Genomic DNA, 22675 nt, shown 5'->3' with positions numbered 1-22675 from the left:
CCATGAGCACCAGCACCACCGCCTCCGTGTCCACGCACATCCTGGACACCAGCGTCGGCCGGCCCGCCGAAGGCGTCGCCGTCCACCTCTCCGCCCGCGCGGGCCGCGAGGCGGCCTGGCAGGAGCTCGGCGGCTCCGCCACCGACGCGGACGGCCGGTGCAAGGACCTCCCGGCGCTGCCGGAGGGCACCACCCACGTACGGCTCGACTTCGCCGTCGAGCCGTACTTCGAGAAATCTGCGAACCAGCAAGCCGATGCGCAGCAGGACGCCCCCGCGAATCGGGACAGCGGTGCGTTCTTTCCGGAGGTGGCCATCACTTTCGCCGTCGAGGCCGGTGAGCACTACCACGTACCGCTGCTGCTCAACCCGTTCGGCTACTCCGTATACCGAGGGAGCTAGCTACAGATGCCCACCATTCTGGGACAGAACCAGTACGGCAAGGCCGAGAACCGAGTCGTCAAGATCACGCGGGACGGCGCCACCCACCACATCAAGGACCTCAACGTCTCCGTCGCGCTGAGCGGCGACATGGACGAGGTCCACTACTCCGGCTCGAACGCCCACGTCCTGCCGACCGACACCACCAAGAACACGGTGTACGCGTTCGCCAAGGAGCACGGCATCGAGTCGGCCGAGCAGTTCGGCATCCACCTCGCCCGGCACTTCGTCACCAGCCAGGAGCCCATCCACCGGGCCCGGATCCGCATCGAGGAGTACGCCTGGGAGCGGATCGAGGCCTCCGACGCCAACTCGCAGTTCATCGGCGCCGACGAGGTCAAGCACTCCTTCGTCCGCAAGGGCCAGGAGGTCCGGCTGACCCAGATCACCTATGACGGCTCGTCGTGGGAGGTCGTCTCCGGCCTCAAGGACCTGGTCGTGATGAACTCGACCAACTCCGAGTTCTGGGGTTACGTCAAGGACAGGTACACCACGCTGAAGGAGGCCTACGACCGCATCCTGGCCACCGAGGTCTCCGGCCGCTGGCGGTTCAACTGGACCGACGACGAGCAGCGCATGCCGAACTGGGAGAAGTCCTACGAGCAGGTGAGGAAGCACATGCTCCAGGCCTTCGCCGAGACCTACTCCCTCTCGCTGCAGCAGACGCTGTACCAGATGGGCGCGCGGATCATCAACCACCGCAGCGAGATCGACGAGGTCCGCTTCTCCCTCCCGAACAAGCACCACTTCCTGGTCGACCTGGAGCCGTTCGGGCTGAAGAACGACAATGAGGTGTACTACGCCGCCGACCGCCCCTACGGCCTGATCGAGGCGACGATCCTCAGGGACGGCTGCGAGGCGAAGATCCCCGAGGACCTCACCAACCTCTGACGCTCCCCCTTTCGGCACCCGTGGCCGGGGAACCCTCCTCCCGGCCACGGCACTCAAAACTCCCGGGGTCCTGCCGTGCCCTCTCCAATTCAGCACACTTCGTGAAAAGGGACGAACCATGGCAGCACAGCGGCGCATCGTCATCGAGAACTGTGCGATCGCGACCGTCGACGGACACGACACGGAGTACGCCTCCGGGCACATCGTCCTCGTCGGCAACCGCATCGAGTCGCTCGGCGCGGGCGCGGCACCCGAGGGCCTGGAGAACGTCGTACGCCGTATCGACGCCACCGGTCACCTCGTGACCCCCGGCCTGATCAACACCCACCACCACTTCTACCAGTGGATCACCCGTGGCCTGGCCACGGACCACAACCTCTTCAACTGGCTCGTCGCGCTCTACCCCACCTGGGCGCGCATCGACGAGCCCATGGTCCGCGCCGCCGCCCAGGGCTCGCTGGCGATGATGGCCCGCGGCGGTGTCACCACCGCCATGGACCACCACTACGTCTTCCCGCGGGGCTCCGGCGACCTCTCCGGCGCGATCATCGGCGCCGCCCGCGACATGGGCGTCCGCTTCACCCTCGCCCGCGGCTCCATGGACCGCAGCGAGAAGGACGGCGGCCTGCCCCCGGACTTCGCCGTGGAGACCCTCGACGGTGCGCTCGCGGCCACCGAGGAGACCGTGCGCCGGCACCACGACCCCTCCTTCGACGCCATGACCCAGGTCGCCGTCGCGCCCTGCTCCCCCTTCTCCGTCTCCACCGAACTGCTGCGCGACGGCGCCCAGTTGGCCCGCCGCCTCGGCGTCCGGCTGCACACCCACGGCTCGGAGACCGTGGAGGAGGAGAAGTTCTGCCACGAACTGTTCGGCATGGGCCCGACCGACTACTTCGAGTCCACCGGCTGGCTCGGCGAGGACGTGTGGATGGCGCACTGCGTCCACATGAACGACTCCGACATCGCCGCCTTCGCCCGGTCCCGCACCGGCGTCGCCCACTGCCCGTCCTCCAACGCCCGTCTCGCGGCCGGCATCGCCCGGGTCCCCGACATGCTCGCCGCGGGCGTCCCCGTCGGGCTCGGCGTCGACGGCACCGCATCCAACGAGTCCGGCGAGCTCCACACCGAGCTGCGCAACGCCCTCCTCATCAACCGCCTCGGCGGCCACAAGGAGGCCGCCCTGAACGCCCGTCAGGCCCTGCGCCTCGGCACGTACGGCGGCGCCCAGGTCCTCGGCCGGGCGGCGGAGACCGGCTCCCTGGAGCCCGGCAAGCTCGCCGACCTCGTGCTGTGGAAGCTGGACACGCTCGCCCACGCCTCCATCGCCGACCCGGTGACCGCCCTGGTCTTCGGCGCGGCCGCCCCGGTCACCGCCTCCTTCGTGAACGGCCGGCAGATCGTCGAGGACGGACGGCTCCTCACGGCCGACGAGGACGCCATCGCCCGCGCCACGCGGGACGAGGCCCGACGGCTGGCGAAGATCGCCGCCGAGGCCTGACCACCCGGATGACTCCGGCCGGGAGGGACGGCTCCCGGCCGGTGGCCGTGCACCCGAGCGGGGTTCACGGCGGTCGTCTCCGGGGCGCGCACGTGAACGCGCGCGCCCCGGAACGGCCACTCACGCCGTCCGCCGCATGTCCGGTCCCTCCCCCAGGCTCTCGGCTCCGCTCGAGCGGGGAGGTACCTCAGCCCACCCGCACCACCTCCCTGACACCCACGGCCGCCGCTCGGCGCAGCCGTGTAACCGACCGGAGGGACGCCGCCGTGGCCGACCACCCCGTTGACGAAAAACTCCCCGCGCTCAAGATGGCGACGACCGGCCTGCAGCACGTGGCCGCCATGTACGCCGGAGTCGTCGCCCCGCCCCTGATCGTCGGCGCGGCCATCGGCCTCTCCGCCCGCGACCTGACCTTCCTCACCGGCGCCTGCCTGTTCACCGCGGGCCTCGCCACCTTCCTGCAGACCCTCGGCATCTGGAAGATCGGCGCCCGGCTGCCGTTCGTCAACGGCGTCACCTTCGCCGGTGTCGCCCCGATGACCGCGATCGTCGCCTCCACGGCGGACAAGTCCGACGCCCTGCCGATCATCTTCGGCGCGGTCATCGTCGCCGGACTCCTCGGCTTCCTCGCCGCCCCCGTCTTCTGCAAGGCCATCCGCTTCTTCCCGCCCGTGGTGACCGGCACGGTCATCACCCTCATCGGCATATCGCTGCTGCCGGTCGCCTTCGGCTGGGCACAGGGACCGAACCCGGCGGCCCACGACTACGGTTCGGCGACCAACCTGGGTCTCGCCGCCGTCACCCTGCTGATCGTCCTGCTGCTGCGCCGCTTCACCACGGGCTTCGTCAAGCAGATCGCCGTGCTGCTCGGCCTCGTGATCGGCACACTCATCGCGATCCCGTTCGGCGCCACGGACTTCGCCCCCGTCGCGGACGCGGCCGTCGTCGGCTTCCCCACCCCGTTCCACTTCGGCGCCCCGCAGTTCCAGCTCGCCGCGATCATCTCGATGTGCGTGGTGATGGTCGTGTCGATGACCGAATCGACCGCCGACATGCTGGCGCTGGGCGAGATCGTCGAACGCCCGGCCGACGAGCGGACCATCGCGGCCGGCCTGCGCGCCGACACCCTCGGCTCGGCGATCAGCCCCCTCTTCAACGGCTTCATGTGCAGCGCCTTCGCACAGAACATCGGCCTGGTCGCCATGACGAAGATCCGCAGCCGGTACGTCGTCGCCGCGGGCGGCGGCTTCCTGGTGCTGATGGGCCTGTGCCCGATGGCGGCCTCGCTGATCGCCGTCGTACCGCGCCCGGTGCTCGGCGGGGCGGGCGTCGTCCTGTTCGGCTCGGTCGCCGCCAGCGGCATCCAGACCCTGGTCCGGGCCGCCCTGGACAGGGATAACAACGTCCTGATCGTGGCCGTCTCCCTGGCCGTCGGCATCATCCCCATCACGGCCCCGGAGTTCTACCACGCCTTCCCGGAGACGGCCCGCATCGTCCTGGACTCCGGCATCTCCACGGGCTGTGTGGCGGCGGTGCTGCTCAACCTGGTCTTCAACCACCTGGGCAAGAGCGCCCGCGACGCCCACGACGTGACCCACCCGATGGAGGCGGGCGAGGAACTCGCGACCACCCCCAAGGCCCCGGCCGCGTCCTGAGGCCGCCCGACTCCGCTTAGGCTTCTGCCTTGGTCAACTCAGGGTTGACCGGGGGATCAGGGGACGAGGGGGAGACGGGCCGATGAACCACGCGACCGAGGTGTTCCAGCCGTTGCGGGCGGACGATCCGCCCGTGGTGGCCGGATACCGCCTCGCCGCCCGGCTCGGCGCGGGTGGCATGGGGCGGGTCTACCTGTCGCACACACAGGGCGGCCGGCCGGTGGCGATCAAGGTGGTACGGCCGGAACTGGCCGACGACCCTGAATTCCGGCGGCGGTTCCGCCGGGAGGTGGAGGCGGCCCGCCGGGTCCGGGGCGCCTACACCGCCGAGCTCATCGACGCCGACGCCGACGGCACACCGCCCTGGGCGGCCACGCTGTACGTACCCGGCCCGTCCCTGACCGACGCCGTCGCCCGGCGGGGACCGCTGCCCGTCCCCGCGGTGCTGTGGCTCGTCGCCGGGGTGGCCGAGGCGCTCCAGGCCGTCCACGCCGCCGGCCTCGTGCACCGCGACCTCAAGCCGTCCAACGTGCTGCTCGCCGCCGACGGGCCCCGCGTGATCGACTTCGGCATCTCGCTGGCCGCCGACTTCACCTCGTACACCGTCACCGGCGCCGCCGTCGGCACACCCCACTTCATGGCTCCCGAGCAGGCGTCCGCGGGAGAGGTCACGGCGGCGACCGACGTCTTCGCGCTGGGCCAGACGGCCGCGTTCGCCGCGCTCGGCCGCCCGCTGTACGGGGAGGGCTCAGCGGTCGGTGTGCTGTACCGGATCGTGCACGACCGGGCCGACCTGTCCGTGCTGCCCGAGCAGCTGCGGCCGCTGTTCGCCCGGTGCCTGGCCGCCGACCCGGAGGACCGCGCGGATCTGGCGGAGATCGTCGACTGGTGCCGGCAGCGCCTGGGCGCGGACGCCGACGCGGGCGCGGGCCCCGCCGTGTGGCGGGACGTCACGGGACCGGAGCCGACGGTCCCGTCCCCGCTCTCCACTCCCACGAGTCGGTCCGCACCCACGCGCGTCGAGCCCCGGCCGCTGGTCCTCACCCGGCCCCAGCCCCTGCCGGACGGGCCCGGGGAGCGGCGGGCACGACGCCGGCGCACCGCGCTGGTCGTCACCGCGGCCGTGACGGCCGGGGTGATGGCGCTGGGCGGCCTGCTGTGGACCGTCCAGGACGCGGGGGACCGGTTCCGCGACTGGGTGGCCGGCGCACCGGCGACACCGGATCCGGACAGGTCCGGACGATCGTCGGACGCCTCCACGCCCTCGGACGCGTCGTCGCCGTCGCCCTCGGCCTCCGGGGCGGGCGCGGACGCCGAGGGCCGGACACCATGGGCCTCGCAGCCCTCCCCGACCGCCTCCGGAACGCCGCGCCCCATCGGCCGGGTTCTCCAGAGGCTGGACGCGAAGAGCTCGCTGAGCTTCCAGGAGCCGTTCCAGCGCGACGACCGCGAGGGCGACATCCGCTTCGACTGCGAGAGCGCCGGATGCGCGGTGGAGAGCGACACCAGTGTCTTCGTCCAGATGTTCACCGACGAGGCGGTCTCCCTGGACGAGTGCCGGCTCATGCTGGCGCACGCCGACCGGCGCCGCTGGACGCTGGCCTCGGTGCCGGTGGGAGGCCAGATCTGCGTCAAGCACAAGTCCGGGGACATCGCCCTGCTCACGGTCCAGACGAAGTCGACCGCGCTGCCGGAACTCGCCGCCCTCACATTGGACCTGACGATCTGGCGCCGTGCGGCGACGTGACCGCCGCGCCGTCACACGGTGAGCTTCACGGCCTCCAGCCAGACGTCGTTGTCCAGGGTGCCGCCGAAGGTGAAGTCCGGGCGGGGCTTGCTGCACACCCGTCCGCCCCAGTCGTGGCCGCGCAGGCGGACGGTGTTGCAGATCTCGCCGGTGCCGACGTTCATCGCGAAGCCCAGCATGTTCGGCGCGTTCCGCTTCGAGCTGCCGATGGTGAAGTTCCGGCCGTCGCCGGTGACGGCCGTCCAGCTGGGCTGCCACTCGCCGCGGCCGTCGACCGGCTTCGCCGCGTGCCGGAAGGCGTTGGCGGCGGATCCGCCGACGCCGTGCACCGCGATGTTGAGGGCCTTGATCGGCCGGTTCCGGCCCGATGTGCCGGCCATCGTGCCGTCGCACACCGGCTTCTGCCAGCCCTGCCCGGAGACGTACGCGCGGTAGCAGATGTGCCGTCCGGAGGGGTCGCTCGCGGCGAGCCGCTTCACGGCACTGGCCGCGGTGTCCTGCGGGGGCTCGGCGGTGACGGTGGTGGTGGCCGCCGGGGGCCTGGCCGTGACGGTGACGGTGACCTCGCCCGCGCCCTGCGCCCCCGAGGTGTCCTTCGGCTCCGGCTTCGTGCCGCTCCCCTCCTTGCCCTTGTCCCCTTTGCCCTTGCCCTTGCCCTTGTCCTCGGCCGAGGGAGAGGCGGGCGGGGGCGGGATCGGCAGCGAGGACGGTGACAGGGCCGGTGAGGCCGAGGCCGACGGCGAGCCGCCCGCACGCGCGGCGGTCTCCTCCCGGTTTCCGCCGTCGCCGGAACCGCCGCTGCCCAGGATCACCAGCGGCACGATGACGAGTGCGGCCACACCGAGCGCCACCGGCCCGACGACCAGGGGCCTGCCGAGCAGGCCCGGCCCGTCGAACTCGTCGTCCGACTGACGGGAGCCGGGCCGGCGAGCGGGAGCGGGCGCGGGCGCGGGGCCCGGCACGGGGCGGGCGGCCCGTGCCCCGTCGGGTTGTGGTCCGACGTCCTGAAGCTCCTCGGGCTGTGGCCCGGGGCGGGTGGCCGGGGGGCCTTCGGGGTCGGGCAGCGTGTAGGACGCCTCGTCGACGTCGTCAGGATCGGCCCGGTCCTCCTCGGCGGACGCGGGGCCCGCGCTCCCGGCCGGCGCTGCGACGCCCGGCCCGACGGGGGCGGCAGGGGCGGCGGCCTCATGGACGAGGGGCGGCACCGAACCCGCCGCCGCCTCCTCTTGCTGCCGCAGCGCGCTGGATCCGTCCGGGAAGACCTCGACGTGCGCCACGTACCCGGCGCCGGGATCGGAGATCGCCGCCGTGACGGCGGTGTCCAGGTCACGTGCGTGTCCGTGCAGGAGGTCGAGGATCGCGGCGTCGACCGTCGATCCCTCCACGACCGGCACCGGTTCACCGTCGACGGCGGCCGATCCGTCACCGGAGATGACCACCGTGAAGTGCGGGGACGGCTCGAACGGGCTCCGCCGTGCGGCGTCTTCGCCCACGGTGACCTGCTCGTCGGCTTCCTCTTGGCCCGGGCTCATCGGCGTTCCTCTCTGCTGTTCCCGGCCGGTCGCCCGGCCGGGGCGGTCTCGGCGGTGCCCGCGTACGCAACGGACACGGGGCGTCCGCGGTTCAACGCGCAGGTGAAAAGGGGGAGGAGCGGCACGTCAGCGGTGACGGGTGACGGAACGGCATGTTCCGCTGCAGTGCGCGTTCCGGAGCGGGTGCGCACTAGAGTCCGAACGTGGACTACGTGAATACCTTCCGTTTCGCTGTGCTGGGGCCGGTCCGGGCATGGCGCGGGGAGCGGGAACTCGACCTCGGCTCGCCGCAGCAGAGGGTGGTGCTGGCGGCGCTCCTCTTACGACGCGGGCGCCCCCTGCCGCTCGGCGAACTCATCGACGCCGTCTGGGGAGAGGAGCCGCCCGCTGCCGCCGTGTCCGTGCTGCGGACCTACGTGTCGCGCCTGCGCAAGGTGCTGGAACCCGATCGCGGCCCGGACGGGCAGCCCCGGGTGCTCGTCTCCGTCGGTGACGGATACCTGCTGCGGGTTCCGGACGGGGGCCTGGACCTCGCCGTGTTCCAGTCGCGGGTCGCGCGGGCGAAGAAGGCGCGCGCCGCGGGCGACGTGTCCGGCGCCGCCGACCTGCTGCACGACGCGCTCGACGGCTGGCGGGGCGCCGCACTGACCGGACTTCCGGGCCCCCTCCCCGAGACGGCGCGCTCCTGGCTGGACGAGGAGTGGCTGGCCGCGCTGGAGGCCCGGCTGGACGCCGACATCGCACTCGGGCGCCACCACGAGGTGATCGCCGAGCTGTTCCCGCTCACCGTCCGGCACCCCCTGCGTGAGGAGTTGTCCCGTCTGCTCATGCTCGCCCTGTACCGCTCGGGACGGCAGGCCGAGGCGCTGGCCGCCTACCGCGGGACACGCGCCGCCCTGGTGGCGGAACTGGGCGTCGAACCCGGGCTGTCGCTCCGGGACCTGCACGACCGCATCCTGGCCGCCGACCCGGCCCTGATGCCGCACCCGGCCCGGCATCCCGCTCCGGCGGTGCCCGGGCAGGCCGGCCCGTCCGTACGGGCGGAACCGCCCGGCGCCGCACCGGAGGACGGGCCGACGGTCGACGGCCCCACGACCGACGGCCCCACGGCCGACGGTGCGACGGCGGGAGGTGCGGCGCCGGACGACGCGGCCCGCTCGGGCCCCGCCGACCCGCGGGCCCCGGCGTTCCAGCCGGCCCGCCCCGCCCAACTGCCCGCGGACCTGCCGACGTTCGCCGGGCGTGATCTTGAACTCGAGCGGATCGGGGCCCTGTTGCCCCAGGACGGCAGCGTCCCGTCGACGGTGGTGATCAGCGCGATCGGCGGCATGGGCGGGATCGGCAAGTCGACCCTGGCCGTGCACTGGGCCCACCGCGTCGCCGACCGGTTCCCCGGTGGTCAGCTCTACGTCAATCTGCGCGGATTCGACCCCACCGGCTCCGCGCTGGTACCGGACGAAGCGGTACGCGGCTTCCTCGACGCGCTCGGCGTGCCGCCGATGCGCATACCCGCCGGCCTCGACGCCCAGGTCGCGCTGTACCGCAGCCTGCTGGCCGGCCGCAGGGTGCTGATCCTGCTCGACAACGCCCGCGACACCGAACAGGTGCGGCCGCTGCTGCCCGGGTCCCCGGGCTGCCTGGTCATCGTCACCAGCCGCAACCGGCTCACGGGGCTGGTCGCCGGCGAGGGGGCGCACCCCCTGACGCTGGACCAGCTCTCCGCGGACGAGGCGCACGACCTGCTGGCCCGGCGCCTCGGCAGCGACCGGCTGGCCGCGGAACCGCGCGCCGCGGACGAGATCGTCGCACAGTGCGGGCGCCTGCCGCTGGCCCTCGCCATCGTCGCCGCGCACGCCTGCGCCCACCCCGGGTTCCCGCTCAGCGCCATCGCCGACGAGGTGAGCGAAAGCCACGGCAGCCTGGACGCCTTCACCGGCGGCGACGACATCACCACCGATGTGCGGGCCGTCTTCTCCTGGTCCTACAAGGCACTGTCCGCTCCGGCCGCGCGTCTGTTCCGGCTCCTGGGCCTGCACGCGGGGCCCGACATCTCCGCGCCGGCGGCCGCCGCCCTCGCCGGACTCGCCCCGCGTGAGGCGCGGGGGCTCCTCACCGAACTGACCCGTGCCCACCTGCTCACCGAGCACTTCCCGGGGCGCTACACCCTGCACGACCTGCTCCGTGTGTACGCCGCCGAACGCGTGGACGTGGAGGAGACCCCGCAGGAGCGGGATCTGGCGCTGCACCGGTCGCTGACCTGGTACCTGCACACCGCCGACGCGGCCTACCCGCACATCACCCCCAGCCGCCGTCGCATCCGGCTGGAGCCGCGCCCGCAGGACTGCCGCCCGCTGGAGTTCACCACGCACGAACGGGCACTGGACTGGTGCGAGACCGAACGCCCCAACCTGATCGTCGCCGTGCACCAGGCCGCCCAGGCCGGGCACACCGGCACCGCCTGGCGACTGCCCGCCGTCCTGTGGGGGTTCTTCTACCTCCGCAGCCACGTGCACGACTGGCTGGACACCGCACGGACGGGTCTGGCCGCCGCCCGTGCCGCCGGGGACCGGGAGGGGGTCGCCCAGGGCCTGTCCGACACGGCCGCCGCGCTGCGCAACGCCGGCCGGTTCGACGAGGCCGTCGAGCACCTGCACCAGGCGCTGGAGCTGAGCCGGGAACTCGGGGACAGGGAGGCCAGGGCCTCGGTGATCGCCAATCTGGGCGACGCCTACCTGCACGCTGGCCGGCTCCGCGAAGCCGTCGAGTACGTCCGCCGCGGGCTGGCCCTCGACCGCATCGCGGGCAACGTCTGGGGCGAGGGCATCGCCCTGAGCAACCTGGGCGACGCCTACCAGCGGATGGGGCGGTACGACGAGGCCCTCGACTGTCTGCAACGGGCGCTGGTCGTCCTGCGGGCGGCCGGCAACCGCTGGGTCGAGGGCGTCACCCTCGACATCCTCGGCACGATCCACCACCGGCTCGGCCGCCACGGCGAGTCCGTCGGCCACTACCGCCGGGCGCTCGAGACCCACCGGGACATCGGCAACCGGTGGGGCGAGGGCCACACGCTGGGCCACCTCGGAGACGTCCACCTCGACGGCGGAGAGCCGGAGGCGGCCCGGGCGAGCTGGCGGCACGCCCTCGCGATCTTCGCGGAGTTCGGCCACCCGGACGCCGAGCAGGTCCGTCAGCGGCTCGACCGTCTGCCGGACGGCCCGGCGGACGTGCGCGCCCGGGAGGCCGCGCCGAGACGGACCGCCTGACATGACTCTCCTTCGGGGGTGAGGCCCGCCGGCGGTGTGCCGGCAGGCATCCGCACAACGCGTGCGGGGGTGAGGACGGTTCAGCGCGGGCGAGCCGTCCTCACCGCCGGGCGGTTCCTCAGCGGACCTCCCGGTAGACCCGCCCGCTCGCGCCGGGCACCGCCCCGTCGTACAGACCCGTCGGGCTGGTCTCCTTCGACAGCGCGAACCAGGCGTACCGCTCGACGAAGTCCAGCTTGCCCAGCATCTCCGTGGAGGACCGGACGAAGTCGGTCTGCTCCTGCTCGCTCGGGTAGCGCGGGGCGGACCCGGAGAAGTCGGTCAGGGCGTACTCCGTGAGCCAGACCGGCTTCTTGTAGCGGTCGTGGACGGCCTGCAGATATCCGCGCAGCTGGTCGGCCGCACCGGGCCCGAAGTCCGCGCCGTACCAGTGCAGGGGGATGAAGTCGACCCGCAGGCCCCGCTGTTCGGCCCCGGTCATGAACCGGTCCAGCCAGCCGCCCGGCACGTCCGCGCCGGAGGCGACCGCGGGCGCGCCCAGCCGCAGGCCGGTGGACTCCAGCCGGGGCCACAGGTCGAGGGCCTGCTCGGGTGACAGGTCGGCCTGGTCCGGATGGTCCGGCTCGTTGAAGCCCAGGAGGGCCTTCCCCGTCCGGGCGGCCTGCCCCAGTTCGGCGTCGGTCACCGAGCCCGGCCCCCAGATCATCGGGACGAACTCGGCGCCGGTGGTGCCGGTGACGCCGTCGGGGGAGGAGGCCCAGTTGTAGTACCAGGACGAACCGGAGTCGGCCAGGGCCTCGGAGGCGCCCGCGACGGAGTTCAGGCCGACGCCCTTGCGGGGGGCCGCCGGGGTGCCGCCGCTGCCGGGCCGCTCGGTGACGGCGGGGCCGGGCCGGGGTGCGCCGGCACCGTCGCCTTCCACGGCGCCGTCCCCGGTGCCGTGGAAGGTGACGGTCAGGCCCGTGCACTCCCGGCACTGGTACACGACCTGGTTTCCCTGTTCGGTGTCGTGCTTCGACCAGCTGTACGCCGTCGGGCAGCGCGCGGCGAGCGCGTCACTGTAGGGCGTCCTGGCGTCCCGGTTCGGGTTGACGCACACCAGGGGCCTGCCGGTGGCGCCGTCCTTGACCAGGTCGTCGGCCGGGCAGGCGGCCAGCAGGTCCGTGGCACACCCGGCCGGCGCGCACTCGCCCGACCGGGGCGGCGTCACGCCGTCCGGCGTGATGGTGACCGGCGACGCGACGGCGTTGACGTAACTGACGTTGTACCAGGGAGCCGCGCCGTCCTTCGGGTCGAAGTTGAACTCGGCCAGTCCGGTGGGCTGTTCGCCGGTCGAGCACCGGTCGGCGTAGGGGCCGCAGTCGCCTACGGCGCAGTGGAACGTGCTTCCCTCCTCGCCGGTGCAGCCCTCGCGGGCGAAGAACTTGCCGCGCCAGTGCCTGGCACCGGAGTGCTCGGGGATCGTGACCGTGGCCGACGCGCCCGGGTCCAGCGTGGGCAGCCCGGTGAGCGGGGCCGAACCGTCGGCGTTGACCGTGCTGCCGATCCAGACGCGGTGGTCCGTCGTGTTGCGGAAGGTGACGGTGTGCTCGGGGGAGCCGACGCCGGCGGCCGGTGTCCCCGCGATGCTCACGCCGTCCGGGCGCTGGTCCTGGATCAGCAGCGCGGTGCCGGTGACACCGGCCACGACCAGGAGCAGCGCGAGCAGGAACGCGGTGCGGGGGCGCAGGAGCGGTCTACGCATGGACTGCGCCTCCCGCCGGGGGGACGTACGTCATGGCCGTCCTCTCTACTGGGGGTGGTGGGGGTGGGGCTGTGGGCGGGGGAGAGGGCGTGCCCCCCGGACCGGACAGAAGGCGACAACGGGCGTGCCGGGAGCGGCGGTTCGGCCGGCCCGGCCGACGACGGCACGACGGCCGCCTCCCGGAGGAAGCGGCCGCCTGCACTTGGCCGGCATGTACCTGGCCGGTGTGCACCTGGCCCGCGCCCACCTGGCCGGCATGTACCTGGCCGGTGTGCACCTGGCCCGCGCGCACCTGGCCGGCGTGCGCCTGGCGGCATCGACCGGCTCGTGCACATGGCCGGCGCGCACGTGGCCCGCGCGCATCTGATCGGCGTGCGCCTGGCCGGCGGTGCGGTCGTCGCCTAGCGGCCGCGGCCGACCGGCTTCTTGCCCTGTGCCTTCTTGGACAGTTGTGCCTCCGCGGGCTGCGTGCTGCTGCGTCCGGTGGAGCTGCCGGTGGCCGGACCGAAGTTCCCGGCCGGGGTGTTGTTGGCCGGTGTGTTCCGGGCCGGTGCGGGGGCGGCCGGGGTGTTGCCGGTCGGCGCCGACAGGGACGACTGGGAGGACGGCGGCGCCGGGGTGGGGGTGAACCCGGGCGGATACTGTCCCGGCTGGTTGCCGAGCATCGGGTTGTGGTGCATCCCGTACATCTCGTAGCCGGGGTCGTCCGCGACCCGGCCCGGGTCGGTGTGGGCGTGGTGCACGATGTCGGTCATCGTGGCCCCTCCGGCCACCCACGAACCCGCTCCGCCGACCATCTTGGTGGTCGACGACTCCTGGTCGGCCACGGCGGCGTAGGTGTTCAGCGCCGTCGACGCCAGCCGGCCGAGGCTCGCACCGACCTGGACCGGGTCCACATGGCCGCCCGCCCGGTGCTGCTGCATCTGGCCGTAGAGCTCGTAGCCGGCCACGCCGGCCTGCGCCGCGATGCCGACGCCGTTCACGATCGTCGCGGCCCGGCCCGACGTGAAGGACGAGGCGCCCTGGACGATCGTCGGTGTGACGTCGACCAGTGCCTTCACGATGCGGGACTTGTTCTCCGCGACCCACGCGGCCGCGCTCTTGCTCCACCGCGCGACCTGCCGCCCCTGCGGCTGGTCCGTGTTGACCGCGTAGAACTGCCTGTTGGACTGGTCGTACACGCCGGTGCCCGCGTTGGCGAACAGCGGAGGCGCGTCGTCCGGGACCGCCGCGCTGGAGACCCGGGCCCGCGCCCGCCTTCCGTCGTCGGAGATCCTGACGGACGAGTAGGAACTGGCGTTGGAATTGGCGCTGTCGTCCGAGTGTTGGGATCCTGCCATGTCACCCTTCCTTCCGGGAGGTGAGCGCTCCTGGTGAGCCTGTGACGGCGCCGGGACCGGCGCCGCCGACCGGATGACCGAACCGATCGCGAACACAACGCGCCCGCGGGGGTGGACGGTTCATCCCCTTCGCCCCGCACGCGCCGGGCCGGGCAAGGGCGTTCGCCCGGCGGCCGTCATGACCACGGGGACGGGGGCTCAGGAGGCGGCGGCGGTCCGAAGGGATCCATCGTCTCGACGGTGGGTGCCGCCTTCGGCCGGTGCATGCCGGGCTTGCAGCCCGCGAACGGGCCCTGCGGGTCGCGCAGGGTGTCCATGACCGACGACAGGTGGTCGCGGTGCCAGACGGCCGGTCCGGTCATGTCGGAGCCGGGCCCGGTGAGATCGCCCCAGGCCAGCCACAGCCCGTGCAACCGGGCGACCGCCTCGGGGTGTTCCCACCAGACGGAGCACCAGGGGGACTGGGAACTGACCTCCCTGCCGTAGACCGGCAGCAGCACGTGGTGCGTCCACAGGGTCAGCTGGCGCAGCGTCTGCGCGTACGCGGGGCCGTCGAGGTAGAGGATGAAGCGCGGCGGGGCGGGCTTCTCCTCACCGGGCGCGGGGGAGGACGGGCCGGCCCGGCCCCCGGTGGCCGAGGGGGACGTCTGAGTGGTGGACATGGCGATCTCCTGCTGAGGGGTGGAAACGGTGGCGGACGTGGTCAGGCGTCGGGGCGCACCACCCCGAGGATCTCCATCGACCCGGCCGGCGCCACGGTCACGTACCGCCCCGGGCGGGGGGCGTGGATCATCCGCCCGCCGCCGATGTAGAGGGAGACGTGACTCGCGTCGGCGTTGTAGATGATCAGGTCACCGGGACGCATCCTCGTCACCGGGACGCGGGGCAGCCGGCGCCACTGCTCCTGCGAGGTGCGCGGGATCGGCACGCCCGCCTTCAGCCACGCCTGCGAGGTGAGGCCGGAGCAGTCGTAGGAGCCGGGGCCCTCGGCGCCCCAGACGTACGGCTTGCCCAGTTCACGCCGGGCGAAGGCGACGGCCTCGCGGCCCGCGGTGCTGCCCGCGGTGCTGCCCCCAGTGCCGGTGCCGGTGCCGGTGCCGGCGCCGTCGAGAACACCCGTGCGCACCCACTCCGCCTGCGCCTGGTCGGCGGCCCTCCGCTCCAGCGCGGCCAGTTCCCGGCGCTGCCTGTTCTCCAGCCGCGACTCCACCCTCCGGGCCTCGTCGATGCGTGACTGGATCGTCCTGCGCCGGGAGCCGAGGGAACCGCGGTTCCTCCGCAGCCGCCCCAGCTCCTCGCCCGCCGCGGCACTGCGGGTGCGCAGTTCCTCCTGAGCCGTGGTCAGGCTGCCGACCGTCCGCCGGGTGGCCAGCTGCGCCTGACGGGCCAGGGACGCGTTGTCCAGCGCGCGTTCCGGATCGCGGGCCAGGGCGAACTGCACCTCGGCCGGGACACCTCCGCCGCGGTACTGGGAGCGGGCCGCCGCCCCGGCCAGCGCGGTCAGACGGCTCAGTTTCCGCTCGGCCGAGGCCACGTGGGCCCGCAGCGTGCCGAGGCGCTTCTCCTGCCGGGTGATCTTGCCGTCCAGCGCGTTGTACTGCTCCGTGGCGACCTCGGCCCGGTGGTAGAGGCGGTCGAGTTCGGCCCGCACCTCGGGGAGGGTCTGCGGTTCGGCGCCGGCGGGCGGGTGGAGCGTCGCCGTCAGGGCCAGGGCCAGCGTGACGACGGCCGCCGTCCGGCGGCCGTGCGCGCCCGGGTTCTGTGTCATGCGGTTCGTGGCTCCTTCGTGGTCACGTGGGCAACCGCACAACGGACCCGTGCCCCGCGGAGGTTCAAGGAAGGGGTGAACCGGCGGCACCCCGTGGGCCGTTGTGGCCCGCAGGGCGCCGGCGAAGGGGTTGAAGTGAACGCACAAGTGGTGCTGCTCGCGCTGTGCACGGGACTCGGCTTCGGCTGCCTGCTGGCCGCGGCCCGGGCGCTCGTGACGGCCGCCTTCCTGTGGGCGCGCGGCCGGCGCGTGACGGGCCGGGTGACGGCACGCGCGGCGACGGACGGCGGGCGCGGCGGGCTGGTGGTGTTCTCCGACCACCTGGGCAGGGACTTCGTCCTCGACCCCGGGCCGCTCGGGCCGCTCTGCGGAGTGCCGCCGGTCGGCGGCAGCGTGCCGGTGGTCCATGCGCGCCGGCATCCGGCGCGGGCCAGACTGTGGACGACCCGCCATCTGCTGGCGCCGGCGTTCGGATGGTTCCTGTCCGCCGTCGTGGCGTTCGGCACCGGGATCGTGACGGCGCGGTGAGCCCGCCCCGCGCCCGGCGGATCGACGAACTCGATGTACTGCGCGGGTTCGCCCTGTTCGGCATCCTGGTGGTCAACGCCCTGCTGATGGCGGGCCCGTACACGGTCTTCGGCCGGGGGCCCGGGGCGTCGGGGGCGGACCGCGTCGCCGCGTGGGCGGTGACCGCCCTGGTCACGGCCAAGTTCTACGTCCTGTTCTCCTTCCTCTTCGGCTACAGCTTCGCTCTCCAGGCCCGGTCCGCGCGCCGGGCCGGTGCCGCCTTCGCCCCCCGCCATCTGCGGCGCACGGCGGGCCTGTTCGTCCTGGGCGCGGCACACGCGGCCCTGCTCTACCCGGGGGACATCCTGACGACGTACGCCGTCCTCGCGCTGGTGCTGTACGGGCTGAGCGGCCTCGGCGTGCGGGCCCTGCTGCGGGTGGCGGCCGCGCTGCTGCTGCTCCTGGCGGCGCTGCTGCTCGGATACGGGCTGCTGACCGTCGCCCTCACCGAACCGGTCACCACCGCCTGGTACACGCCCGGGGACGCCGCGCGCGCCGCCGCGTACCGGGGGGACGCCGCCTCGGTGCTGCGCACCCACCTGCGTGACCTGCCGGCCGTGCTCGGCACGAACCTGCTGTACGCGCCCGCCATGCTGGCCGCGTTCCTGGGCGGGCTGGCCGCGGCGAAGTCCCGGCTGGCCGAGCGGCGCGGACAGGACCGCGTGTGGCTGCGCCGGACCGCCCTGCGCCTGCTGCCGCTCGGTCTGGGCGGTGGTGTGGCCGCCGCCGCTTGCGCGAGCGGACCGCTGGACGGCCGTTGGTTCCTCGTCGGGCAGGCGGTCACCGTCCTGACCGCCCCGGCGCTCGCCACGTCGTACGCCTGCGGTCTGCTCCTGCTGCTCACGGGCCGGGCCGGGGCGCGCGTGCCGGCGGCGGCCGGTGTGCTCGCCGCCGCCGGGCGCACGGCACTCACCCACTACCTCACCCAGTCGCTCGTCCTCGCCTGCGTCTTCTCGGGCTACGGGCTCGGGCTGTACGACCGGGCCGGCACGGTGGCGGTCCTGGCCGGCTGCGTCCCGCTCCACGCCGCCCAGCTCGCCCTCGGCGCACGGCTGTCGGCGCGGACGCGGTACGGGCCGGCCGAGCGGGTGCTGCGCGCCCTGACACTGGGCCGCCGCCCCGCAGGGCCACCGCGGCCGGTCACTAAGCCCGCTTGGACAGCGGCACCCCCCGCGTCCCGGTCCCCGGACCCGCGACGGAGCGCGGAGCCGGCAGACACCGTGCCGCCCGCTCCGTGATGGCCGCCGTCTCCGCCTTGGCCGCCGCCGAGATCCCCGCCGCGCCGGGCTCCTTGTACCAGGGCCGCAGCCGGATCAGCGCGGGCTTGACGCCGGTCGCGAGCAGCAGGGCCGTGCCCTTGGGCAGGGCACGGATGCGGTCCGGCGGCAGAACGGACTCCTGGCGGTAGGAGTACGACCGGGACGTGCCCTCCTTGCCGCGTGAGACGGTGGGGGTGCGGACGTCGTGCTGGCCGACGAGCGTGGAGATCTTCTGCACGAAGTCGGCGTCGTCCAGACCGGCGCCGAGGAGCTTGACCGTCGCCGCGCTCCACAGCGCGTCCATGCCGACCTCGCCCCACACGCGGGCCCCCTGGCGGTAACTCTGCAGCAGGGTGACGACGTTGATGCCACGGGAGCCGAAGTGCGAGTACAGGTCGGGCAGATCGGAGATGCGGCAGACGTTGGCGGCCTCGTCGAGGACCGCGGTCAGCGGCGGATCAAGCCGGCCGCCCATGCGTTCGGCGGCGACCACACCGGCCCGCATCGTCGCGTCCGCGAGCCCGGCGATGACGCCGGCCGCGGAACCGCCGCCGTCCTTGGAGAGCAGGTAGAGCGTGTCCCGGCCGAGGACATGCCGGTCGGGGCGGAACTCCGGGAGCAGCGGGTCGGGCGAGACCCAGGCGAGGATCTCCGGGGCGAGCAGGCAGGACACCGTCTGGCGGGCGGTCTCGTAGATGCCGTCCCGGGTCTCGACCGCACCGCGGACGGTGCCCTGCAACTGCTCGGCCATCGCCACGAGCCCGGCGTCGCGCAGCAGGTCGACCGGGGTGCGGTCGGCGGGGTCGGCGAGCCAGCCGAGCAGTTCGGGCAGGGGGGTCCCGCTGCGGGCCGCCGCCAGGAAGAGAGCCGTGAGGGTGTTCTGGGCGGCCGAGATCCAGAAGTCCTTCTTCGCGGTGTCGTCGTTGACGGACGCCACGAAGTGACCGGCCATGCGCCGAGCGCCCTCGATGGTGTGGCACTCGCCGAGCAGGTCCCACCACAGGGCGCGCGGGGTGTGCGCGATGCCCTGCGGGTCGAACGTCCAGACCGTGCCCGCCTTCTCGCGTTCGGCGCGGGTGACGGCGTACACGTCCGACTTGTTGGACGTGAGCAGGACCGCGCCCTGGGCGCGCAGCACCCGGGGGACCGCGATACCGGTGGACTTGCCGGCCCGCGGCGCCATCAGGTCCAGCTCCACGTCCTCGTGGCTGCTGCGCAGCTCCGGCCCGTTCGGCAGGAGATCGCCCAGGAGGTTGCCGGTCTCGTCCGGGTGGAGCCGGTCACGGCCCTGCAGGGTGGGGCGCAGGTCGCGGGCGCGGGCCTCGATGCCCTTGGGGCACATGGCGGCGAGTTCGCGCCGCCCGGCCAGGCCCTTGGTGCGGCCGGCCCGGCCCAGCAGGGAACGCGTCAGCAGGGCGACGGGCAGGGCGACGAGCGTCAGCAGCCCCAGCATGCCCGCGTAGAGCGCTGCGGCCGGCGTCCCGGGCCACAGGCCGCCGGGCCCGCCGGTGACCAGCCGCGTCACCGTGGACAGGGCGAACGGCGGGCCCTGCCAGCCGTTGCCCGTCAGCCCCGACCCGAGGGTCCCGCCGGACCAGACGACGGTGAACATGACCAGACCGGTCCCGGCGAGCGCCACGATCGCCCACGGCAGTTGCTCGTGGGCGCTGCCGGTGCCCGGGGCCCTCACGCGGTCCACCTCCCCGCCCCGCCCCCGGGCGGGCCGTCGGGCGTGCCGGGCAGTGCGTAGGCCCCGTCCCGGGCGGCCCGGGCCACCTGCGCGGCCGTGTGGGCGAGTTGCTGCTCTGCGGCCCGCTCGTTCGCCGTCCACCGGGTGTTGGTGTCGTGCAGCCTGCGTTCGGCGTCGGTGATCGCGACCTTGATCGGGATGCCGGGGCGCCCGCCGACCTTGATGAGGAAGCGGCCCCGCCCGGGCGGCTCCTCGTGCTCTCCCGACACCCCCCAGCCGGGCGGGGAGGACCACGACGACACGAGCTCGATCTCCCGCCGGGACAGCCCCACCACCTTGCCCAGGTCCTCCATCTCCGCCTTCGGCAGCCCCGCGCACACCACCATGCCCGCCCGCTCCACGAACCCGCGGGCCTTGGCCCGGTCGGCGTCCGTGCCGAGGGCCTCGGCGTCCTTGAGCGTGTGGGTGATCTTGGCGTCCCCCAGGCCCAGGGAGCGGTTCAGCCGTGTCAGCGCGTCGATGCGGTCGACGATGCCGGAGGCGGCGCGCAGCGGGCGCCACAACTCGTCGAGCACCGTGAAGAACCAGCGCCGCGGCTCGAGACCGGCGTCCGCGAGCGCGTGCGAGGCGGCCACCGTGCCCAGCCCGTCGGACCAGGCGGCGAGCATCGCGGCGGCGGTCAGCTGGGTGTCGGCCTCACCGATGCCGGAGATGTCGATGCACACCGCCGGGGCGGCCGGGTCGATGCGGGTGGAGGTCTCGGAGGCGAACGTGTCGCCCAGCGGACCGTCGAGGATGCCCAGCAGGGAGCGGTGCAGCGGGTCGACGGCGTCCCGGTAGCGGGCGTCGTCCCCCCGGTCGAGGGTGACCGCGCGCACCCGGTCGGGTCCCTCGGCGAGCACCCTGAGCACGTCCGGCAGCAGCACCGTACGGCCCTGCGGGGTCCGTTCGCGCAGGTGGTGCAGGACGGCGGAGAGCACCGACTGCTCGTGGTCGTCCATGGGCCGGCCGCGCACGATGGTGATCAGCGCGGCCACCATGTTCAGCACCCGGCCGTGCGTCTCGGCCTTCAGCACCTCGCCCGCCTCGCCGCCGATCCGGGCCGCCGCCGCGCCCATGGCACCCGGGTCGAGGACGTTGATGCCGCCCCGGCCGCGGCCGATGGAGATCACCTGGCCGCCCAGGGCGCGCACCGTGTCGGCGTAGTCGGGCTTGAGGTCCCCGAGGACCAGCGGCACGACCCCGGTCGCGGAGAGGCCGATCAGCATGCGGTTGACCAGCGTGGACTTGCCCAGGCCCGGCATGCCGAGCATGAACAGCGAGGGGTTGGAGATGTAGCGGGCCCGGGTGAACCAGTTCAAGGGGTCGCCGCAGACCGTGGCCCCGGTGAACAGGTGCTGTCCCAGCGGCACGCCCGTCATGGGCGAGCCGGAACCCGCGGCGAACGGCCACATACCGCACGCCTGCACCGTGGTGGCCCGCCACATCGTCGGCGGGTCCAGATAGCCGACCCGGCCGCCCCCGGGCCCGTACCAGCCGCGCGGCGGCACGAAGAGCTCGCGCGCCCGGGGACGCCCGCTCGCCCGCTGCTTCCTGCGGCCTGTGCGGCCACCGCCCCGCCCGCCGCCGTCCGCACCCTGCCCGGGCTCCGCCGGCGGGGCGGCCCCCGCTCCGGCGCGCAGCGCGCTCAGCTCCTCGCGCGCCCGCAACTCGGCCAGCCGGTCGGCCTGTTCGGCCCGCCTCTCCTCGCGGCGGCTCACAGCGCCTCCTGCAACTCGTGGGGGATGAGGGTCTGCTCCCACGGGAGGATCCCGGCGGGCAGCGTGCAGCTGAACGCCGCCGCCTGCATCCGGTCCGCGGGCCGCATCAGCACCCGGGAGGCGGCCGTCAGATTGCGCACGGTGACGCTTGCGTCGGCGAGCTGCTCCATGGTGTCGACGGTGACCGTCAGCATGACGGAGAACTCCACGAGCCCCGCGCCCGACGCCTCCTCGGCCGCCGTCTGCTCCGCCGCCCGCATCTCCGAGGCCGCGCGGGCCTGCACCATGCCCCGGCCCGACGTCGCCATGAACTGGGCGCTGCGCCGGTCCGCCTCGACGATCCGGGCCGAGGTGGCCGGGTCGATCGGCCGGTACACCAGAGCGACCCGCTTGCGCCGGGTGCCGGGCGCCGCCTCCAGCATCCCGCGGAGCACCGAGGACCGGACCGTGCCGCGCGGCGCCAGCGTCATCAGCCAGGTCCGGGAGACCCCCGAGTCGTGCTGATAGCTGCCCACGGTCTCGACGGCGGCCGCGGGCCCGGCGTCCTCCCACTCCAGGCCCGTGCCGCCGTGCCGGGCCCGGGCGTCGAGGACGTCGGCGGCGACCGCCGGGTCGTAGGCCACCCGTACGACCTCCGCGATCCGTTCCGCCGACAGCGGGGCGGCCGCTCCGCCGCCCGCCGCCACCAGGCCGCTGAGCAGGCCGGGGATGCGGATGGCGAGGTCGGTGATCACGTCCTCCTTCTTCCGCCGCTGGTTGGCGGGCACGCCGTAGGTGAGGGCGACGTAGGTGTGCATCTCGGAGGACGCGGTGGGATACCGCTCGACGACCTCCTCCATCACGGCCCGGGCCGCCGCCGGCGCGTTCTCCCGGATGCGGGGCAGGACCTCGTGGGCGAGCCGGGTGCCGGGGTCGGGTGCGGTTTCCACGATCACCGACGCGCCGCGCAGGCCGGGCTCGTGGGACAGCCGCGCCAGCCACTCGCCCCACAGCGCGACCCACACGTCCACCTGGTCGGGGTCGACGAGCGCGCCACCGTCCGGGTCGCAGCCCAGCACGATCGTGTAGAGGTTGCGGCCCGGGTGGTGCAGCACGCCGAAGGGGCGGTCGTAGGCGTCCCGGCCCTCGGTCGCGGTCACCTTGTTGAGCAGCCCCGGCGGACGGAACCGGCCGCCGGGCCGGGCGGACAGCGGCCCGGAGACGTACAGGTGCGCCCCCTTGGCCTTGCGCCGCCGCCAGCCGATGCGCAGGGCCATCAACTGGTAGACGTTGCGGCCGTCCTGGGTGCGGACGGCGAGCGGGACCAGGAGCACCGCGATGGGGGTGACCACCACCATCGCCGCGTACAGCGAGATCAGTGACGCGAGCAGTGTGAGGACCAGCCCGCCGAAGACACCGAAGGTGCCGACGAGACCGAGCGGGCCGAGCCCGGGACGCCGGGGACGGCGCCAGTTCCCGTAGGTCGGGTGGGTGACGGCTTCCGTGGACATGGGGGTTCGTTCTCCCTTCGTGGAGTGCGCC

General features: G+C 73.8%; 17 protein-coding genes. 9 read left to right on the top strand and 8 right to left on the bottom strand.

The genetic code is table 11. The features are described from left to right. The first annotated feature begins 2 nt into the window (after nucleotides 1–2). The 5 genes from uraH (at nucleotide 3) to ACFV20_RS07530 (ending at nucleotide 6231) form a co-directional block, all read left to right on the top strand. Complete coding sequence (gene uraH / locus ACFV20_RS07550) at nucleotides 3–401, top strand: hydroxyisourate hydrolase (RefSeq protein WP_385653537.1); 399 nt, start codon at nucleotides 3–5, stop codon at nucleotides 399–401. A 6-nt stretch (nucleotides 402–407) separates the two neighbouring features. Then, complete coding sequence (gene pucL, locus ACFV20_RS07545; RefSeq protein ID WP_385653535.1) at nucleotides 408–1331, top strand: factor-independent urate hydroxylase; 924 nt, start codon at nucleotides 408–410, stop codon at nucleotides 1329–1331. 118 nt (nucleotides 1332–1449) lie between these two features. Continuing rightward, nucleotides 1450–2829 carry an 8-oxoguanine deaminase gene (locus ACFV20_RS07540; RefSeq protein ID WP_385653532.1) on the top strand — a complete coding sequence of 460 codons (1380 nt, stop codon included), beginning with the start codon at nucleotides 1450–1452 and terminating at the stop codon, nucleotides 2827–2829. 266 nt (nucleotides 2830–3095) lie between these two features. Then, a complete protein-coding gene (locus ACFV20_RS07535) occupies nucleotides 3096–4484 on the top strand; it encodes a nucleobase:cation symporter-2 family protein (RefSeq protein WP_385653529.1) in 1389 nt (462 codons plus the stop codon). Nucleotides 4485–4566: 82 nt separating this feature from the next. Then, the gene (locus ACFV20_RS07530; protein WP_385653527.1) at nucleotides 4567–6231 is read left to right on the top strand and encodes a serine/threonine-protein kinase; all 1665 of its coding nucleotides are present in this window, start codon (nucleotides 4567–4569) and stop codon (nucleotides 6229–6231) included. An 11-nt stretch (nucleotides 6232–6242) separates the two neighbouring features. On the opposite strand, the gene ACFV20_RS07525 is transcribed toward ACFV20_RS07530, so the two are convergent. Beyond that, nucleotides 6243–7763, bottom strand: coding sequence for a hypothetical protein (locus ACFV20_RS07525; RefSeq protein WP_385653524.1), 1521 nt, complete (start codon nucleotides 7761–7763; stop codon nucleotides 6243–6245). Nucleotides 7764–7966: 203 nt separating this feature from the next. Between ACFV20_RS07525 and ACFV20_RS07520 the strand changes: the two genes are divergently transcribed. After that, nucleotides 7967–11026 (top strand): BTAD domain-containing putative transcriptional regulator, encoded by a 3060-nt coding sequence (locus tag ACFV20_RS07520; protein ID WP_385653522.1) that lies wholly within the window; start codon nucleotides 7967–7969, stop codon nucleotides 11024–11026. Between the two features lie 118 nt (nucleotides 11027–11144). On the opposite strand, the gene ACFV20_RS07515 is transcribed toward ACFV20_RS07520, so the two are convergent. Beyond that, complete coding sequence (locus tag ACFV20_RS07515) at nucleotides 11145–12770, bottom strand: glycosyl hydrolase (RefSeq protein ID WP_385653519.1); 1626 nt, start codon at nucleotides 12768–12770, stop codon at nucleotides 11145–11147. Between the two features lie 202 nt (nucleotides 12771–12972). Between ACFV20_RS07515 and ACFV20_RS07510 the strand changes: the two genes are divergently transcribed. After that, a complete protein-coding gene (locus ACFV20_RS07510; RefSeq protein ID WP_385653516.1) occupies nucleotides 12973–13137 on the top strand; it encodes a hypothetical protein in 165 nt (54 codons plus the stop codon). 34 nt (nucleotides 13138–13171) lie between these two features. On the opposite strand, the gene ACFV20_RS07505 is transcribed toward ACFV20_RS07510, so the two are convergent. From ACFV20_RS07505 to ACFV20_RS07495, 3 genes are all read right to left on the bottom strand, one after another. Further along, nucleotides 13172–14110 carry a hypothetical protein gene (locus ACFV20_RS07505; RefSeq protein ID WP_385653514.1) on the bottom strand — a complete coding sequence of 313 codons (939 nt, stop codon included), beginning with the start codon at nucleotides 14108–14110 and terminating at the stop codon, nucleotides 13172–13174. A gap of 176 nt (nucleotides 14111–14286) precedes the next feature. Beyond that, complete coding sequence (locus ACFV20_RS07500) at nucleotides 14287–14772, bottom strand: DUF4913 domain-containing protein (protein ID WP_385653511.1); 486 nt, start codon at nucleotides 14770–14772, stop codon at nucleotides 14287–14289. Nucleotides 14773–14813: 41 nt separating this feature from the next. Next, on the bottom strand, nucleotides 14814–15878 hold the full coding sequence (locus ACFV20_RS07495) for an NlpC/P60 family protein (protein ID WP_385653509.1): 1065 nt from the start codon (nucleotides 15876–15878) through the stop codon (nucleotides 14814–14816). 135 nt (nucleotides 15879–16013) lie between these two features. On the opposite strand from ACFV20_RS07495, the gene ACFV20_RS07490 reads away from it, so the two are divergent. Both ACFV20_RS07490 and ACFV20_RS07485 read left to right on the top strand, forming a co-directional pair. After that, complete coding sequence (locus ACFV20_RS07490; protein ID WP_385653507.1) at nucleotides 16014–16406, top strand: hypothetical protein; 393 nt, start codon at nucleotides 16014–16016, stop codon at nucleotides 16404–16406. Then, on the top strand, nucleotides 16403–17683 hold the full coding sequence (locus ACFV20_RS07485) for a DUF418 domain-containing protein (protein WP_385653504.1): 1281 nt from the start codon (nucleotides 16403–16405) through the stop codon (nucleotides 17681–17683). The genes ACFV20_RS07490 and ACFV20_RS07485 overlap by 4 nt, the downstream gene beginning before the upstream one ends. Here ACFV20_RS07485 and ACFV20_RS07480 read toward each other — a convergent pair. From ACFV20_RS07480 to ACFV20_RS07470, 3 genes are read right to left on the bottom strand one after another with little or no spacing between them, the layout of a single operon-like run. Then, nucleotides 17589–19403 (bottom strand): type IV secretory system conjugative DNA transfer family protein, encoded by a 1815-nt coding sequence (locus tag ACFV20_RS07480; protein ID WP_385653501.1) that lies wholly within the window; start codon nucleotides 19401–19403, stop codon nucleotides 17589–17591. The two genes, ACFV20_RS07485 and ACFV20_RS07480, sit on opposite strands and share 95 nt — an antisense overlap. After that, on the bottom strand, nucleotides 19391–21154 hold the full coding sequence (locus ACFV20_RS07475) for an ATP/GTP-binding protein (RefSeq protein WP_385653499.1): 1764 nt from the start codon (nucleotides 21152–21154) through the stop codon (nucleotides 19391–19393). Before ACFV20_RS07475 ends, ACFV20_RS07480 begins: the two co-directional genes overlap by 13 nt. Continuing rightward, nucleotides 21151–22644, bottom strand: a complete 1494-nt coding sequence (locus tag ACFV20_RS07470) for an SCO6880 family protein (RefSeq protein ID WP_385653496.1) — start codon at nucleotides 22642–22644, stop codon at nucleotides 21151–21153. The genes ACFV20_RS07475 and ACFV20_RS07470 overlap by 4 nt, the downstream gene beginning before the upstream one ends. Between the last annotated feature and the right edge of the window lie 31 nt (nucleotides 22645–22675).

It is taken from the genome of Streptomyces sp. NPDC059696, from assembly GCF_042733745.1.
Classification (GTDB): domain Bacteria; phylum Actinomycetota; class Actinomycetes; order Streptomycetales; family Streptomycetaceae; genus Streptomyces.
Note: the sequence above shows the minus strand (reverse complement) of the source record. Positions and strands in the feature narration are given on the sequence as shown.